Below are 17,364 nucleotides of genomic sequence, written 5' to 3'. Positions count from 1 at the left end.
CCGCACCTGCCGCATCGCCGCCGCCTGCGCCAGACGCGCCTTCCGCACGTTAACCGCCCGCGCGCCAAACGCGCCTGTCGCACCGCAGCCGCGCACGCCAAGCCCACGTCAATCGCCCACGCCAATCCCGCGTCAGCCGCCCGCGTCAGGCGCAATCGGGATGCGCGCCCGCCTCCTTCTTGCGGCGCTTGTAGGCCGCGCAGGCGTAGTCGTGCACCTCGGCGGCCTCCGCGAGCTCCTCGACCCACTGCTCGACCGGCAGCTGCGCCTCGGCGGCCTCGACGTCGGCGAGCTTCGCGTGCGTCTCGGGGGCGCGCGGCATGAACAGCGTGCAGCAGTCGGGCGCGTCCTGCGAGGAGATCTCGAAGGTGCCCAGATGCTGCGCCTGCTCGATGATCTCGATCTTGTCGGTGCCGATGAGCGGGCGGAACACCGGCAGGCTCACCGCGGCGTCGGTGGCGCGGATGTTGTCGAGCGTCTGCGAGGCCACCTGCCCCAAACTCTCGCCCGTGACGAGCGCCCCCGCGCGCTCGCGGCATGCGAGGCGCTCGGCCACCTTGAACATGAGGCGGCGGTACAGGATGATGCGCAGCGACGGCGGCGCGAGCACGGAGATCTCGCGCTGGTAGTCGCCGAAGGGCACCACGTAGACGCGCGCGATGCAGCCCGTCCTCTCGAGCACGCGCGCGATGTCGTCGACGAGGAACTCCGAGGCGTCAGAGGTCTGCGGGCGCCCCGAGAAGTGCACGCCGACGCACACCGCACCGCGCCGCGCCATGCGCCACAGCGCCACCGGCGAGTCGATGCCCGAGGACAGAAGGCTCACCACCACGCCCGAGCTCCCCACGGGCAGCCCGCCGATGCCGCGCACGCTGCGCGCGTACACGTACGCGGCGTTCTGCACCACCTCGACGCCGACCGTGACGTCGGGGTCCTTCATGCGCACCTTCTTCTCGGGGAACGCCGCGCACAGAACCGAGCCTATCTCGCGGTTCATGCACATGGAGTCGATGGCGAAGTCGGTGTGGTTGCGCCGCGCGCTCACCTTGAAGCTCTCGAAGCTGCCGGCCTCGGACAGCGCCGCCTGAGCCGCCGTCCCCATGACGTCGAGGTCGCGCTCGCACTTGAAGCCGCACGACACGCGCGCCACGCCCGGCACGCCGAGGATGGCGTCGGCGCAGGCGTTCGCCGTGTCATGGCTCGTGCCCTCCTTGAGGAACACGAGCAGGCGCCCGGCGATGCGGTGGATGGTCACCACGGGAAACGCGCCGAGCAGCGACTCCAGGTTGCGCAAAAGGCGCATCTCGAAGCTCGCGCGGTTGTGTCCCTTGAGGCCGATCTCGTGGTAGTGGACCAGCACGATGCGTTGGAATTCCAGCATGTTGTACCTCACGAAGGAAGAGAAGAAGCAGGGAAAGGCGGCGGCGAAGTCAGCGCGAGGGCCCCTGATCGATCAGATGCCGCGATGGGCACTTCAACCGCATGGCGTGCGTGAAGTGCCTGGAGCGAGCAGCTGGGCGATCAGGGGCCCTCGCAGCGTGAAGCTCGTTTGCTGCGTCAGCAGCGAACGAGGCTAGTGGTTCTTGGCGTCGATGGACTCAGGGTCGTAGGAGACCTCTTCGCGGGCGATCTCGGTGAAGGCCATCGAGAGCGGCTTCTTGTCCGCCGCGCGCGCGATCTCCACGGCGGTCTGCAGCTGGATGGCGCGATCGCGCTGCCCGCGCATCATGTCATTGATGTCGTGCGCGCGCTTGGAGGCCAAGGCGCACAGCAGGAAGCGGTCGTTCTCGGTTTCGTTCAGCAGAACGTCGATCTCAGGTTCAATAATGCTCATAGACTGTTATCCTCGCGGGTTGTCGGCTTGCTCGTTCACATATGCGACCAGCTCGCCCAAGGCAAGCTCCAGGTCGTCGTTTACCAGCCGTATATCATACTCCATTTTGCGGGAAAGCTCCACCACGGCCGCGTCAAGACGCGATTCGACCGCCTCGTCGGTCTCGGTGCCGCGCCCGCGCAGGCGCTGCTCGAGCACCTCGAGCGAGGGCGGCTCGATGAAGACGAGGTGCGCGTCGGGCATCTTCTCGCGCACCTGGAAGGCCCCCTGCACGTCGATCTCGAGGATGACCTGGTCGCCCGCGGCCATGTGCTCCTCGACCGAGGCGCGCGGCGTGCCGTAGCAGTTGCCCGCGTAGCGCGCCCACTCCAAAAGCCCGCCCTCGCGCGCGAGCCGCATGAACTCGTCCTTGGACTTGAAGAAGTAGTGCACGCCCTCTGCTTCCCCGTCGCGCGGGGCGCGCGTGGTGGCCGAGACGGACACCCATGCGTCGGGCACGGCTTCAAGCAGGCGGGCCACCAGCGTGCCCTTGCCGGCACCTGACGGCCCTGAGATGACGAAGAGGTTGCCGCGCCGCATGAACTAGCCCAGGCGCTCCAACAGGGCGGCGCGCTGACGGTCGCCCAGCCCGCGCAGGCGGCGGCTCTCGGCGATCTGGAGCTCCCTCATGACCTTCTCAGCCTTGGCCTTGCCGTAGCCCGGAAGCGTCTCGATGAGCGTGGACACCTTCATGCGGCCCACGATGGGGTCCTCCTTCATGTCGAGCACCTGCTCGATCGTGAGCTTGCCCGACTTCAGGTCCTCGCGGACCTCGGCGCGCTTGATGCGGGCGGCCTTCGCCTTCTCAAGGGCTTCCGCACGTGCTTCAGGGCTGAGTTGAGGGATAGCCATGAATCTGTCTCCTTCTTCTTTCACCTATCTCGGATTGCAGGTTACGTGGTCCCGGCGGGCGCACGTCAGTACGTGAAATGCCTGCTTGAGGCCGCATAGCGCGCCGTTTGCGCGCCCCAGGGCAACTCAAGCGCCCATATTATGGATGAATCAGGCGTTGAACTGGGAAAATTAACATTTCCACCACAAATCCTCTACAGGTGGAGGCAGCCGGGGCGAAAAGAAGCCCCGCGTGGGAGGGACGGCCCCCATCCCGCGCGGGGCGCAGCAGGCGAAGCGGCGTGATTACCGCGCCGAAGAGGGCCTAGCCCTCGAGCTCGGCGGCGATGGCGTCGAAGGCCGCGGCGGGGTCGGGCGCCTGCGTGATGGGGCGGCCGACGACGATGTGCGACGCGCCCGCGGCGAACGCCTCGGCCGGCGTGGCCACGCGGCTCTGGTCCCCCAGCGCCGCGCCGGCGGGGCGCACGCCGGGCGTGACGATGAACGCGTCCGGGCCCAGAAGCGCGCGCAGGGCCGCCGCCTCCTGCGGCGAGGCCACCACGCCGGAGATGCCGGCCGTGCGCGCGAGGTCGGCCAGGGCGAGCACCTGGTCGCGCAAGGGGCGCGTCACGCCCGTGGCGGCTAGGGCCGTATCGTCCATCGAGGTCAGCACCGTGATGCCGAGCGTCGCCGGAACAGAAGCGCCGATCTCGGCCGCGCCGGCCACCGCACCGCGCTGGGCAGCCTGCATCATGGCCAGGCCGCCCACCGTGTGCATGGTGATCATGTCGGCGCCGCTCGCCGCCGCCGAGCGCGCCGCGCCCTCGATCTGGTGCGGGATGTCGTGGAACTTGAGGTCCAGAAACACCTTGAAGCCGCGGCGCTTGAACATCTGGATGATGGCCGGGCCCTCGGCGTAGTACAGCGTCATGCCCACCTTGACCCACGACGCCTTCCCCACCAGGGCGTCAGCCATGACGATGGCCTCCCAGGCGGCGTTGCAGTCGAGCGCCACGATGACGCGGTCGCGCAAGGGCAGCTCGCGGAAGTTCGGGTTGAGGTCGTTCGTTAGCATTGCAGCGCTCCTATCAGCTCGTTGACGTCAGACACGCCCTGCTCCTCGCAGTAGTCGATAATGCCGTCGATCACGTCGACGGTCGCGCGCGGGTTCATGAAGTTCGCCGTGCCCACCGCCACCGCCGTGGCGCCGGCCAGCATGAACTCCACGGCGTCGGTCCCGGTGGTGACGCCGCCCATGCCGAGGATCGGCACCTTCACGGCGTTGTGGCACTGCCACACCATGCGCAGGGCCACGGGCTTCACGGCCGGGCCCGAGAAGCCGCCCACCACGCGCGCGAGCTGCGGGCGGCGCCGGCGCGCGTCGATCGCCATGCCGAGCAGCGTGTTGATGAGCGAGATGGCGTCCGCGCCCGCCGCCTCGGCCGCGCGGGCGATCTCGGTGATGTCGGTGACGTTCGGCGTGAGCTTCACGATGAGCGGGCGGGCCGTCGCCGCGCGGCAGAGCGACACCACCTTCTCGACGCTCGGCACGTGGCAGCCCATGGTCATGCCGCCCGCGTCCACGTTCGGGCACGAGATGTTCACCTCGTATGCGTCCACCGGCGCGTCCTCGAGCGCCTCGATCACGGACACGTACTCGTCGAAGCTGTGCCCCGACACGTTCACGATGGTGGTGGCGCCCACCTCGGCGAGCCAGGGCAGCTCGTGCTCCTTGAGGTGCGCCACGCCGGGGTTCTGCAACCCGATGGAGTTGAGCATGCCCGAGGGCACCTCGGCGATGCGCGGGGAGGCGTTGCCCTCCCAGCCGTTCAAAGACACGCCCTTCGTGGTGACGGCGCCGAGGGCCGCCACGTCCACGAAGTCGTGGTACTCGCGCCCCGCGGCGAACGTGCCGGAGGCCGTGGTCACGGGGTTTCTCATGCCAAGGCCGCCCAGGTTGACGGCAAGGCTCACGCTCGTGGCGCGCGGGGTGCGCGCCGCCATCTGCTCGTTTCGCTCGTCCATTACCACATCAGCTCCTCTGCGGGAAACACCGGGCCGTCGACGCAGGAGCGCTTCTTCCCCGCGCGCGTGTCCACCACGCACGACAGGCACGCGCCGATGCCGCAGGCCATGCGCTTCTCCATGGACACTTCGCAGGGCACGCCGGACGCCTTCGCCATGCCCGCCACGATCCTCATGAGCGGCTCGGGGCCGCATACGGCCACATAATCGTAGGGCTCGCCCGAAGCTGCCGCCTCGGCGAGCGCCTCCTCGACGAGCGACGTGCAGAAGCCCGCGCGCCCGAAGCTGCCGTCGTCGGTGGCGCAGCGCGCGCCGGCGCACCCGCAGGACGCGCCAGCCGCGAGCAGCTCCTCGTAGCGCCCGCGGCACGCGAGCGCCGCCTCCGTCTGCGCGCCGAGGACCACGTCGGTGCGCACGCCGGCGCCCACGAGCTCCTCGGCCAGCATGAACAGGGGCGCCGCCCCCACGCCGCCGCCGACCAGAAGGGCGCGCGACACGGCGGCGGGCGGCTGCCAGCCGCGCCCGACCGGGCCCATGAGCTCGCACTTAAGCTCAGCCCCGAGCGTGGTCATGTGGTCGGTGCCGGCGCCCACCACCTGGTAGAGCACCTCCACCGTGCCCGCCTGCGCGTCGCGCGCGTAGATCGAGAACGGGCGGCGCAGGATGCGCTCGGGCATGAGCGGCACCCTCATGTGCACGAACTGCCCCGGCTCGACCGCTGCCGCGATCGCGGGCGCCTCAAGCTCCATGAGCCACAGCCGCGGCCCCACGCACGCGTTCGCCAGGATGCGCGCCTTCTCATTCACCAAGGTCATATCGTTATCCTCTCCACTGGGGAAGGTCCTGGAGCGCTATCACGTCGAGGCCGGAGTGGCGCATGAACTCCATGCCGGCGACCATGGCCTGCGCCCCGGCGAGCGTGGTCACGTAGGTGACGCCGTGGCGCACCGCAGCCGCGCGCATCTCGTAGCCGTCGCCGCGCGTGGCGGTGCCGAACGGCGTGTTGATGAGCAGCGACACCTCGCCGGCGGCGATGCGGTCGATGATCGACGTGCCGCCCTCGTGGATCTTGCCCACCTCCTCGCACTCGATGCCCACGGCGCGCAGCGCCCGCGCCGTGCCGGAGGTGGCCACGATCTTGAAGCCCAGGCGCGCGATGTCGCGGGCGATGGGCACCATGTTGCGCTTGTCGCGGTCGTTCACCGAGATGAACGCGACGCCGTCCTGGGGCAGCTCGTAGCTGATGGCGAGTTGGGTCTTGGTGTAGGCGGCCGGGAAGTTGCGGGCGATGCCCATGACCTCGCCGGTCGACTTCATCTCGGGGCCCAGCACCACGTCGGCGCCGGGGAAGCGGCCGAACGGCATGACGGCCTCCTTCACGCTGAAGTGGTCGAGGCGGCGGTCATCCGCCGGCAGGCCCAGGTCAGCGAGCTTCTCCCCCGCCATGATGCGCGCGGCGATCTTCGCCAGCGGCACGCCCGTGGCCTTCGACACGAACGGCACCGTGCGGCTCGCGCGCGGGTTCGCCTCGATCACGTAGATCACCGTGTCCTTGATGGCGAACTGGATGTTGATGAGGCCCACCACGCCAAGGCGCAGCGCGAGCTGGCGCGCGATGGAGCGCAGGCGCGCCTGCACGGCCTCGGACAGGGCGAACGGCGGCGTGCAGCAGGCCGAGTCGCCCGAGTGGATGCCGGCCATCTCGATGTGCTCGAGGATGCCGCCCACGAAGACCTCCTCGCCGTCGCAGAGCGCGTCCAAGTCGAGCTCGACGGCGCCCTCGAGGAAGCGGTCGAGGTAGACCGGGTGGTCAGGCGAGATCTTCGCGGCCTCGCCCATGTACTTCTCGAGCTGCGCGCCGTCGTACACGATGGCCATGCCGCGGCCGCCGAGCACGTAGGAGGGGCGCACGAGCAGCGGGAACCCGATCTGGTCGGCCACGGCGCACGCCTCCTCGAACGTGGAGGCCATGCCCGCCGCCGGGTACGTGATGCCAAGCTCGTCGAGGATGGCGGAGAAGCGGTCGCGGTCCTCGGCGAGGTCGATGGCCTCGGGCGAGGTGCCCATCACGTGCACGCCCGCCGCCTCGAGAGCGCGCGCGAGCTTCAAGGGCGTCTGGCCGCCGAGCGTGACCACCACGCCGTCGGGCTGCTCCACGTCGATGATGTCCATGACGTCCTCGAAGGTGAGCGGCTCGAAGTAGAGCTTGTCAGAGGTGTCGTAGTCGGTCGAGACGGTCTCGGGGTTGCAGTTCACCATGATCGTCTCGAAGCCCGCCTCGGAAAGCGCGTAGGACGCGTGCACGCAGCAGTAGTCGAACTCGATGCCCTGGCCGATGCGGTTCGGGCCCGCGCCGAGGATCATCGCGCGCTTGCGCGTCTTCGGCGCCACCTCGGACTCGTCGGCGTCGTAGGTCTTGTAGTGATAGGCCGTGGAGCTGGCGAACTCGGCCGCGCAGGTGTCGACCGTCTTGAACGCCGGGCGCACGCCGAGCATCTTGCGGCAGGTGCGCACGGTGAGCTCGTCGGAGCCGGTGAGGTGGGCGATCTGCGCGTCGGAGACGCCGTAGCGCTTCGCCACGCGGAAGGCGTCGGCGTCGAGCTCGTCGAGCCGCATGCCGCGCAGGGCCTCCTGCACGGAAACCATGTCGGCGATGCGCGCGATGAAGAAGGGGTCGATGCGCGTGACGTCGCAGACGCGCTCGACGCTCCAGCCGCGGCGCAGCGCCTCGGCGACGAAGAAGATGCGCTCGGCCGTGGGGCGGTGCACCAGATCCTCGAAGTCGTCGAAGGAGCCGCCCTCGATGCCCTTGCCGTCGTCACCGAGGCCGGCGCGGCTGTTCTCGAGCGAGCGCATGGCCTTGCCGAGCGCCTCCTCGAAGGTGCGGCCGATGGCCATGATCTCGCCGACCGCCTTCATGCGGGTGGACAGCGTGTCGTCGGTGCCGGCGAACTTCTCGAACGCGAAGCGCGGCACCTTCACGACGCAGTAGTCGATGGAGGGCTCGAAGCAGGCGGGCGTAGCCTTCGTGATGTCGTTGGTGATCTCGTCGAGCGTGTAGCCCACGGCGAGCTTCGCCGCCGCCTTCGCGATGGGGAAACCCGTGGCCTTCGACGCGAGCGCCGAGGAGCGCGACACGCGCGGGTTCATCTCGATGATGACCATGCGGCCGTTGCGCGGGTTGACGGCGAACTGCACGTTCGAGCCGCCCGTCTCCACGCCGATCTTCTCCAGGATGGCGAGCGACGCCACGCGCATGCGCTGGTACTCCACGTCGGAGAGCGTCTGGGCCGGCGCCACCGTGATGGAGTCGCCCGTGTGCACGCCCATGGGGTCGAAGTTCTCGATGGAGCAGATGATGATGCCGTTGCCGGCCCGGTCGCGCATGACCTCCATCTCGAACTCTTTCCAGCCCTCGATGGACTCCTCCACGAGCACTTCGCCCGCCGGCGAAAGCTCGAGGCCCTGGCTCACGATGAGGCGCAGCTCGTCGAGGTCGTGCGCGATGCCGCCGCCCGCGCCGCCGAGCGTGAACGACGGGCGCAGCACCACGGGAAAGCCCAGCTCGTCCACGATGGCCTCGGCGTCGGCCACCGAGTAGGCGTAGCCGCTGCGCGCGGTCTCGATGCCGAGCTCCTCCATGCACTCATTGAAGAGCTTGCGGTCCTCGCCGCGCTCGATGGCCGCCAGGTCGCAGCCGATCATCTCGACGCCGTACTTGTCGAGCACGCCGGACTTCGCGAGCTCCACGGCCGTGTTCAGGCCCGTCTGCCCGCCGAGGGTGGGAAGCAGCGCGTCGACCTTCTCGCGCGCGATCACCTTCTCCACGAACTCGGGCGTGATGGGCTCCACGTAGGTGCGGTCGGCCAGCTCAGGGTCGGTCATGATGGTGGCCGGGTTGGAGTTCACGAGCACCACGCGGTAGCCGTCGGCCTTGAGCACCTTGCAGGCCTGCGCGCCCGAGTAGTCGAACTCGCACGCCTGGCCGATGACGATGGGGCCCGATCCGATGACGAGGATGGACTTGATGTCTTCACGTTTCGGCATTACTCGCTCACCTTGCCTTCGCCTGCGTTGCCTAAGCCCTCGTTGCGCACGTCCGACGCGAACGTCCAGCCCTCGAGGCGGTCGGCCGCGATGTCGATGTCGAGGTAGTCCTCGCGCCCGTCCATCAGGCGCGTGAACGCCGTGAACAGGTAGTGCGCGTCAGTCGGCCCGGGCGAGGCCTCGGGGTGGTACTGCACCGAGAACGCGGGGATGTCGAGAAACGCGATGCCCTCGGCGGTGCCGTCGTTGAGGTTCACGTGCGTGAGCTGGATGCGCCCGAACTTCTCGTTGCGCACCACCGGCGCGCACTGGGCGCGCACCCAGAAGCGCAGGTCGTCCTCGTGCCCCTTGAAGCCCTCGGAGAGCTCTGGCACGAGCGGCCCCAAGCTCGGCCACACGAGGCCGAAGCCGTGGTTCTGCGCCGTGATCTCCACGCGCCCCGTGCGCAGGTTCATGACCGGCTGGTTGCCGCCGCGGTGCCCGAACTTGAGCTTCTCGATCGCCGCGCCCGCAGCCTTCGAGATCATCTGGTGCCCCAGGCAGATGCCGAACACCGGGACCTTGCCCAGAAGCTGCTCGACCTGCGCGTACGTGCCCTCGACGGCCTCGGGGTCCCCCGGGCCGTTCGAGAGGAACACCCCGTCGGGCCCCATCGCCAGCACCTCAAAGGCCGGCGTGTCCCACGGCACCACGGTGAGGTCGCAGCCCACGCGCACGAGGTTCTCGAGGATGGAGCGCTTCGCGCCGCAGTCGTACGCCACCACGCGGTAGCGCTTGGGGGCCGGGGGCTCCACGGCGAAGGCGTGGCTGGCCGGCACCGCGTCGAACGCGTGCACCGCCTCGCACGACACCGTGGCCGCCAGGTTCACGCCCACGATGGACTCGCTCGCGCGCACCTTCGCGAGCAGGCTCTCCGCGTTAACGTCCTCGGTGGAGAGCACCGCGCGCTGCGCGCCGTGGTCGCGCACGTGGCGCACGAGCGCGCGCGTGTCGACGCCCTCGACGGCCACGATGCCGTTCTTGACGAGGAACTCAGGCAGGCTCATCTCGCTGCGCCAGTTGGACGGCGTGGCGCACAGGTCGCGCACCACGAGCCCGCGCAGAGCGGGGGCGTCCGACTGGCAGTCATCCAGGTTCACGCCGTAGTTGCCGATCTGGGGGTAGGTCATGGTGACGATCTGGCCCGCGTAGGACGGGTCGGTGATCACCTCGAGGTAGCCCTCGAGCGACGTGTTGAAGCAGATCTCCCCGAACACCTCCCCTCGCGCCGCGCAGGCGGTTCCCTTGAAAACCGCGCCGTCTTCCAATACGAGGAGAGCTGGCGCTCCGGCGGGCTTGGACGTGCCCGCCAGCAGCCGCTCGCTTGTCTCGCTCATGCGCTACCCTTTCCCTCTCACGGCGAGGCCGGGCGCGCGCCCGGCCTCGCCGAACTACTCATGTGCCGCCTGCCCTCATGCCATCGGGCGCAGGCGCGCGTCGGCTACTCGACGATGGCGCCGTCCTCGAGCGTGGCGTAGCCTCCCACGTACACGTCCGTCGCGCGACCCGTGAGCTCGGCCCCGACGAAGCCGGAGTTCTTGGCCTTCGAGGCGAAGTCGGCGACGTCGACCGTCCAGGTGACGTCGGGGTCGATCACCGTGAGGTCCGCGACGCAACCCGGCTCGATCCGCACGGGGTCCACGCGCAGGATGGCGCGCGGGGCGACGCTCATGAGCTCCACGAGGCGCTCCCAGGTGATCTTGCCCGGCTTCACGAGGTGCGTGACCATGAGGCCGAGCGCCGTCTCCAGGCCGATCATGCCGAAGGGCGCGAGCTCGAACTCGCGGTCCTTCTCGAAGTCAGTGTGCGGCGCGTGGTCCGTGACGATGGCGTCGACGGTGCCGTCGACGACGCCCTCGACGAGCGCGGCCGCGTCGGCGGCTGTGCGCAGCGGCGGGTTCACCTTCAAGCTGGTATTGTAGTCGTCGCCGATGGCGTCCTCGGTGAGGAACAGGTGGTGCGGCGTGGCCTCGCAGGTCACGGGCAGGCCCTCGGCCTTCGCGGCGCGCACCAGGTCAAGGCCGCGCGCGGTGGAGATGTGCTGGATGTGCAGCGGGCAGCCCGTCAGGCGGCACAGCGCGATGTCGCGGGCGATCTGGAGCTCCTCGCCCTCGGCCGGCCAGCCCAGAAGCCCGAGGCGCGTGGACGCCACGCCCTCGTTCACCTGGCCCTCGCCGACGAGGTCCTCGTCCTGGCAGTGGCTCATGACCGCGCGCCCGAACTGGCTCGCGTAGTCCATGACGCGGCGCATCATGCCCGCGCCCTGCACGCCGCGGCCGTCGTCGGTGAAGGCCACCGCGCCGTGGGCGATCATGTCGCCCATCTCGGAGAGCGTCTCGCCCTTGAGCCCCTGGCTGCAGGCGCCGGCCACGTGCACGCGGCACTTGCCCACCGCGGCCGCGCGCGCCTTCACGTACTCCACGGCCACCGCGTCGTCCACCACCGGCTTGGTGTTGGGCATGGAGCACACGGCCGTGTAGCCGCCCTTGGCCGCCGCGCGCGTCTCGGAGGCGATGTCGCCCTTCTGCTCGTACCCCGGCTCGCGCAAATGCACGTGCATGTCCACGAGGCCCGGGATCACCGTCTTGCCCGCCAGGTCGCGCTCGACGCCCTTCGGCATGTCGAGGTCATGGCCGACCTCGACGATGCGGCCGTCGCGGATGAGGATGTCGGTGACTTCGTTGAGGCCGACCTGCGGGTCGACCACGTGCGCGTTTCTAAGCAGCAATGCCATCTTCGCTCCCTCCAAGCAGCAGGTACAGGGCGGCCATGCGGGTCAGGATGCCGGCATAGACCTGATCGAGAATGACCGAGCGCTTCGGGTGGTCGGCCATGTAGGAGTCGAGCTCGACGCCGCGGTTGATGGGGCCGGGGTGGCACACGATGGCGTCGGGCTTCATGAGGGGCTCGCGCGCCTCGGTGAGGCCGTAGAGCATGTTGTACTCGCGCAGGCTCGGGTACGGCGCCCCCTCGAGGCGCTCGCGCTGGATGCGCAGCATGTACACCACGTCGAGCTCGGGCAGGACCTCGTCGAGGCTGCTCGTCCAGTGGTCGGCGCCGAGCACGTCGGGGCGCGCCGGCAAAAGCGTGGGCGGGGCGACGACGGTGACCTCGCAGCCCATGATCTTGAGCGCGGGGATGAGGCTGCCGCACACGCGGGAGTGCCCGATGTCGCCGACGACGCCGACGTGCAGCTTGTCGAGATCGCCCTTGGTCTGCCAGATGGAGTACAGGTCGAGCAGGGCCTGCGTGGGGTGCTGGTGCTTGCCGTCGCCGGCGTCGATCACGTGCACGCCCGACACGTCGGCGATCTTGCGCGGCACGCCCGCGTGCTTGTCGCGGACGACGATCATGTCGACCTTGTAGGAGCACAGCGTCTCGACCGTGTCCACAAGGCTCTCGCCCTTGACCGTGGAGGTGGAGGAGCCGCCGAAGTTGAGGCTGTTGGCGCTCAGGCGCTTCTCGGCCATCTCGAAGGAGGAGCGCGTGCGCGTGGAGGGCTCGTTGAACATGTTCACGACGGTGAAGCCCTTGAGCGTAGGCACCTGCTTGATGCGCCGCTCGTTGACCTCGCGGAAGCGCACCGCCGTCTCGAGGATGGTCATGATGTCGTTGGCGGAGTACTCCGTGATGTCGATCAGGTGCTTGTGGTTGAAGCCCATGCCCTACTCACCTCCCAGGGGTGCCGAGCTCGCACGGGAGCCCGGTTCGATTGCCAGAATCTCCACGGCTGACACGCCGTCGACCTCCTCGAGGAAGAGCCGCACGCTCTCGTCGGCGGACGAGGGCACGTTCTTTCCCACGTAGTCGGCGCGGATGGGCAGCTCGCGGTGGCCGCGGTCGACGAGCACGGCGAGCTGCACGGCGGCCGGGCGGCCGATGTCCATGAGCGCGTCGAGCGCGGCGCGGATGGTGCGGCCCGTGTAGAGCACGTCGTCCACGAGAACGACCGTGACGCCGTCGATGTCGAACGCGATGTCGGTGGAGTGGACCTCGGGCGCGAAATGCGTCATGAAGTCATCACGGTAGAAGCTGATGTCGAGCTTGCCGAGGGGCACCTTCACCCCTTCGATCTCCTCGATCTTGCAGGCGAGCTTCTTGGCAAGCAAATCGCCGCGGGTCACGATGCCCACGAGCGCGATGCCTTGAGCTCCTTTGTTGGCCTCGAGGATCTGATGCGCAATGCGCGTAATGGATCGCTCGATCTCGCTTGCATCCATGCAAACGGACTTGACCAGGCTGTTCTCGTTCATACACACTCCCTTCTGGTTCGAGTGCGCACAGACGAAACCGAATCCCCCGCCGTCAGGCCGCTTCGCGCCTTGCGCCGCGCTTGCGTGCGCTCCTCGCTCACGTGCGCCCGCCCGGGCTCGCTCGGGCCTGCGCCCGCCGCCCGCGCGTTGCGCGCTTCGCGCCGCGCTTGCGTCCTGTCCGCCGTGTTCATCCCGCCGCCGCAGGGCAAAAAAACGAGCCCCTGCGACTGACAAAGGCTCTCCCCGCTTCGCATCTTCGCTGCGCGCGGCCGCGCGCAGGTGATGCACTTGGTTTGTACCTTGTCGGTCTCTCTGTACCGCATTTAAAGGACTCGTCCAGTATGCCACGTTTCCCCCGCATGCGTAACCCCTCGGCGCCAAGTTTTTCACAAGCGGGCGAGCCTTAGCAGCAACGGTACGGGCATGCGCTGGCAATCGTCTATTGCGCCTCGGCAGTGCTTTAACTCCCCCAATCTCCATCAGCTTCGATGCCGCAGAGAGCGTGACTTTGAGGACGACGAGTTTCTGACTGGCGTCATTGTGAAGCTCGAGAGCAACTCTGGCCTGCTCGTTTTCCACTGGGCTCAGCGATGTCTTCAGGATGGTGCTGCAGTAGCCGGCAGCGCCGTGTTCCTTCCGTGCAATCAGTTACATGGCGTAACGATTGTACGAAGGCCACATGGCGATAGGCGCCTGAGAATCGAGCGTTATCAATTTCGCGAAAAGATCATTTTGGCGGGTGATACGAAAATCGCGAAATGAGTGCTACCCAAACACCACAATACTCACCCTGCATACCCATGCTAAAGCTAAGACCGAGGATTAATCTGGTGATTCAAAGTACTTGCTCGCTATTTCTTTGATCTCTTCAAGCCATTTTGGATCAACGAATTCGAACTCGTTATCTTTTCGGCGTTCTTGTTGCATGGCTGAAGAGAAATAACAGCCTTTGCAGGAATCAGGAGTTTCCAAAGATTGAACATTGCCACCATTGGGGTAGTCGGCAATTTGCGTTCCATCGGGTAGGAATTCCCAATGTCTATCGCAATCGTTACCGTATCCGCCCTCTTTATGAAATCTTTCGCTAAATGCGAAAAAGGTTATAGTTTCATTTCGAATCAGCTCATCATAGACATCTTTCCGCATCAAAATCAGGTTATGAATAGACTCCTCGTAATAGTTTCCGGGCGCCCCATCGCATACAATCACAGTTTCGTCCGATGAAGCGTCAACAAAGCATGCGGTCTTAGGGTCAAATGTAAGATCGAGTTTTTTGATTAATGACGGAGGAGGAAGCAAGATTTGATTGCGCTCTGTTATAGTGCAATGCTTATCCGGCGCATCCAAGATTCGACACAAGCTCCCGTGCTCCATCTTGTAATCCCTGATGTTACCCTTAAAGCTTTCGTGCTCTATGGTCAAGTATCTATCATCATGGCCGCCATTGATGTGTTGCTTTGTGCCAAACGCAATCGATATGACGAATTCATTCGAGAATATAAGATCACCACCCATGTGGATTCTGCTTTTTGCAGAAAGAGCAATAGGCTGCCATTCTGTTTTGCCAACTCTGATACTTGCAATCATGCTCAGTATTTCCGAATATGCTTCATCTACATCATCGAACCATGCACGATCTTTATTCTCGGGAGATACGATTCTTCGCTCCATTTTTGGTTTAGCAGAATCAGTTACGATATTCGAGGATGGCGTGCATACATGGATTATCCCCGGCTCGTTATAGGCTTGTTCATCATATTGGCAAAAGCCACAGCGTTGGAGGCTCGCTTCGCCCAAAGCGATTTCATCAACATAATAGTTTGATGCAAGCGAACCAAGAAGCTCATATGATGCTAGATCGAAAGGCTTCATATTGGGAGTAACATAGTTGCCACGATAGGGGTTTAGCAGCCTAAACTTTCCAAGCAGTTCTTGCAGATTTCCTCCGTAATGTTCCAGCCATGACTTTGTTAAATAAACCATGCAATTCATTAGTCGGCGCTGATCAAGCTCCTCTGTTTCGAATTCGATGGGAAGAAAATCTTTGAAATCTTCTACCTGCTTTAGCCACCCTTTACACTCGCCTCCGGATTGGCAATTGAGCAGCCCACGAAGCGAATCATTCCATGACCTGATCGTCCATATCGGCGTGGAAATGAAGCTATTAGAATAGCCAAAATCTATGTAGCCCTTTTGCATTTTGTAAATGTCAAATGGGAAGAAATTCTTATGAACCAAATCTATCATGTCAGCCTGATGCATAAAGGTATCAAGGTCATCCTCGGTTGGCTGGAAATCCTCTAATTCGAGGTAGATATTTTTGGAATTGAAATCTATCGGAGTAATTTGACCTTCAGATATGCGGCAGATATTGGCAATTATGATTGAGTCGGTGACATTTTCCTCACGAACGGCACTATCGACGAATTTTTGAACGATATCAGTTCTTTTTGTCTTTTTGTCTAAATGAGAAATAGCCTTGGTAATGGCTCTCCGTGCGAACACATCCTTAACTATCTTCCACGCATCAATTGTCTCATGCAGAGCCTCACTGCTCGAATCGCATAAAGAAAACAACAAACGTTGGCTTAATGCCCTTAACGTCATGTCCGAAGAGAAGGAACACCATATTGAAAGCCACACCCATTCGATCACCGCTGCACTTGGCACTCGCCCTGTATGCGAAACAAAATCAGATAGATTTTGAATTCTGGATATGATAGGTGCCAGCTCCCAACGCTCCCATTTCTTGACAAAGAAACTGTCAACCAGTGATTCGTTAGCAAGAAAAATGGCGTTCGTGCAATTCGTTAGATTGAACGGCGTATTCAAAATGCCACTGAAATGCAGAAAAGCCCAGTCGACTTCCACTTCGCATGCGGCAACAAAGCTGTTAAAGTCCCAATTCGGCGGAAAGATGGTTTGAGTAAAGTGCCTTTCCCAATCTGGTATCAACTTGTATCTCTCCAACTTTTCAAGCATTTTCGCAAGGAATATTGGGCCTCGATTGACGTACCTATCAATGGTCGCCTGAATCATTTCATGGTCATTGGAATAGGAACTTCGTTTAGCAACCAGTTTGGCAATATTGTCTATTAACTCATCCTCGTCATAGCCACAGCCATTGATTCTATCGAAGTCGTCATTTAGGCACCTTGCAATTACGTATCTAATCTGCGATTCGCTGGAGTAGTAATAGCGAGGCTCTCCTTCCCTATAGTCGTAGCACTCGATAAATCCCTGTTCGATCATGCTCGCAAGGTATAAATCTGATTCTTTACCCAAAACGCTTTCGGCGTCGTTTTTCGAAAACCCAAGCGATTCGGAATCGAGAAGGAATTTGCAGAGTTGCTTTGTCCAATCCCATTGCTGTTTGCCAAGTGAGTCCTTTATGCATCTTTCAATCAATGCGGTTCTCTGCGTTGTAGCGTTTAGGCCGTCTTCATTTGGGTGAAACCCGCGAATCATTGATTGCATTGCATTTAGGTTGCGCGGGTTTCTTGAAAAGAGCATGTCTTGAAACTGAACTATTTTCTCATCTGCGCTCTCTGCAAGTGCGGAGAATGCACGATCAGGGTTTACACCTTGGAATTCGACCGAAGACGGCAGTACGCGTCGCAAGTCCTCCATTCTTGCTGTTGGCGACTCAGAGCGTGTAGTTGTTATTACATTTGCATGGTCAATTTCCAGCGTTTCAGAAATAAGATTGAGCGCCAACATAAAGACATCGTCGTCAAGTTCGTTACATGCGTCAATTATCAAGGTGAAGCCATCTGGATGCGCTGTGGTAAAGGATTGCAGGTTCAATTCTCCGAGCTTGATAACCCCTTCTTGATTGAAGGCAATCGCATACGGCATTCGTTTGGTTTTAAGCTTTTGCGCAAGCTCATACAGGAAATAGGTTTTCCCTATACCGCCTTCACCGTATATCAGTAAGCCTTTACGAGCTTTCGCGTCGTCGATCAGGGAATGTTTCAAGCTCTCGAGCCGATTGCTGATATATCCCTCGTTCAATGATATTAAAACGTCGAAGTCTTCTTCGAATTTCGAATAATTCAGATCCCTGTTTTCGCTAACAATTAGCTTATTAGCTAGGCGAACCGCTTCGCCTTCGGCCTCTTTATCCTCCTCTGAGACATTACGAGGGTATATCCGCGGGAGGCCTTCGCATAGCAACGGAAGTAGCGAAGTGTCCTCCCATTCGTAATGGGTCTTTTCTTTGTCTATTACGGGTTTCTTAGCGCTTAATTGCCGTTGATTTAATGCTTCAATATGTTTCTCTATGTCGCGTTTCAA

At 63.5% G+C, this 17,364-nt stretch carries 13 protein-coding genes; all 13 read right to left on the bottom strand.

The features are described 5' to 3' along the window. Positions 1–145 precede the first annotated feature (145 nt). The gene (gene thiI, locus G7Y50_RS01260) at positions 146–1,381 is read right to left on the bottom strand and encodes a tRNA uracil 4-sulfurtransferase ThiI (protein WP_165055939.1); all 1,236 of its coding nucleotides are present in this window, start codon (positions 1,379–1,381) and stop codon (positions 146–148) included. 192 nt (positions 1,382–1,573) lie between these two features. After that, on the bottom strand, positions 1,574–1,834 hold the full coding sequence (locus tag G7Y50_RS01255; protein WP_165055942.1) for a DNA-directed RNA polymerase subunit omega: 261 nt from the start codon (positions 1,832–1,834) through the stop codon (positions 1,574–1,576). A gap of 6 nt (positions 1,835–1,840) precedes the next feature. Next, positions 1,841–2,413, bottom strand: coding sequence for a guanylate kinase (gmk, locus tag G7Y50_RS01250; RefSeq protein WP_165055944.1), 573 nt, complete (start codon positions 2,411–2,413; stop codon positions 1,841–1,843). A 3-nt stretch (positions 2,414–2,416) separates the two neighbouring features. Then, the gene (gene mihF / locus G7Y50_RS01245; RefSeq protein ID WP_165055946.1) at positions 2,417–2,725 is read right to left on the bottom strand and encodes an integration host factor, actinobacterial type; all 309 of its coding nucleotides are present in this window, start codon (positions 2,723–2,725) and stop codon (positions 2,417–2,419) included. 304 nt (positions 2,726–3,029) lie between these two features. Further along, complete coding sequence (gene pyrF / locus G7Y50_RS01240; RefSeq protein ID WP_165055949.1) at positions 3,030–3,779, bottom strand: orotidine-5'-phosphate decarboxylase; 750 nt, start codon at positions 3,777–3,779, stop codon at positions 3,030–3,032. Continuing rightward, positions 3,773–4,729 (bottom strand): dihydroorotate dehydrogenase, encoded by a 957-nt coding sequence (locus G7Y50_RS01235; RefSeq protein ID WP_241156561.1) that lies wholly within the window; start codon positions 4,727–4,729, stop codon positions 3,773–3,775. The genes pyrF and G7Y50_RS01235 overlap by 7 nt, the downstream gene beginning before the upstream one ends. Next, on the bottom strand, positions 4,729–5,544 hold the full coding sequence (locus tag G7Y50_RS01230; protein WP_165055953.1) for a dihydroorotate dehydrogenase electron transfer subunit: 816 nt from the start codon (positions 5,542–5,544) through the stop codon (positions 4,729–4,731). The genes G7Y50_RS01235 and G7Y50_RS01230 overlap by 1 nt, the downstream gene beginning before the upstream one ends. A 4-nt stretch (positions 5,545–5,548) precedes the next feature. After that, a complete protein-coding gene (carB, locus tag G7Y50_RS01225; RefSeq protein ID WP_165055964.1) occupies positions 5,549–8,776 on the bottom strand; it encodes a carbamoyl-phosphate synthase large subunit in 3,228 nt (1,075 codons plus the stop codon). Beyond that, complete coding sequence (gene carA / locus G7Y50_RS01220) at positions 8,776–10,152, bottom strand: glutamine-hydrolyzing carbamoyl-phosphate synthase small subunit (RefSeq protein ID WP_165055974.1); 1,377 nt, start codon at positions 10,150–10,152, stop codon at positions 8,776–8,778. Before carA ends, carB begins: the two co-directional genes overlap by 1 nt. A 104-nt stretch (positions 10,153–10,256) precedes the next feature. Next, a complete protein-coding gene (locus G7Y50_RS01215) occupies positions 10,257–11,549 on the bottom strand; it encodes a dihydroorotase (RefSeq protein ID WP_165055976.1) in 1,293 nt (430 codons plus the stop codon). Beyond that, on the bottom strand, positions 11,533–12,477 hold the full coding sequence (locus G7Y50_RS01210; RefSeq protein ID WP_165055978.1) for an aspartate carbamoyltransferase catalytic subunit: 945 nt from the start codon (positions 12,475–12,477) through the stop codon (positions 11,533–11,535). Before G7Y50_RS01210 ends, G7Y50_RS01215 begins: the two co-directional genes overlap by 17 nt. 3 nt (positions 12,478–12,480) lie before the next feature. Beyond that, complete coding sequence (gene pyrR, locus G7Y50_RS11970; protein ID WP_241156562.1) at positions 12,481–13,068, bottom strand: bifunctional pyr operon transcriptional regulator/uracil phosphoribosyltransferase PyrR; 588 nt, start codon at positions 13,066–13,068, stop codon at positions 12,481–12,483. Between the two features lie 822 nt (positions 13,069–13,890). Continuing rightward, on the bottom strand, positions 13,891–17,364 hold the full coding sequence (locus tag G7Y50_RS01200; protein ID WP_165055982.1) for an ATP-binding protein: 3,474 nt from the start codon (positions 17,362–17,364) through the stop codon (positions 13,891–13,893).

The organism is Adlercreutzia sp. ZJ176 (assembly GCF_011038975.1).
In the GTDB taxonomy this organism is placed as follows: Bacteria; Actinomycetota; Coriobacteriia; order Coriobacteriales; family Eggerthellaceae; genus CAAEEV01.
The sequence above is the reverse complement of the archived record's forward strand: the minus strand, read 5'-3'. Positions and strand labels throughout refer to the sequence as shown.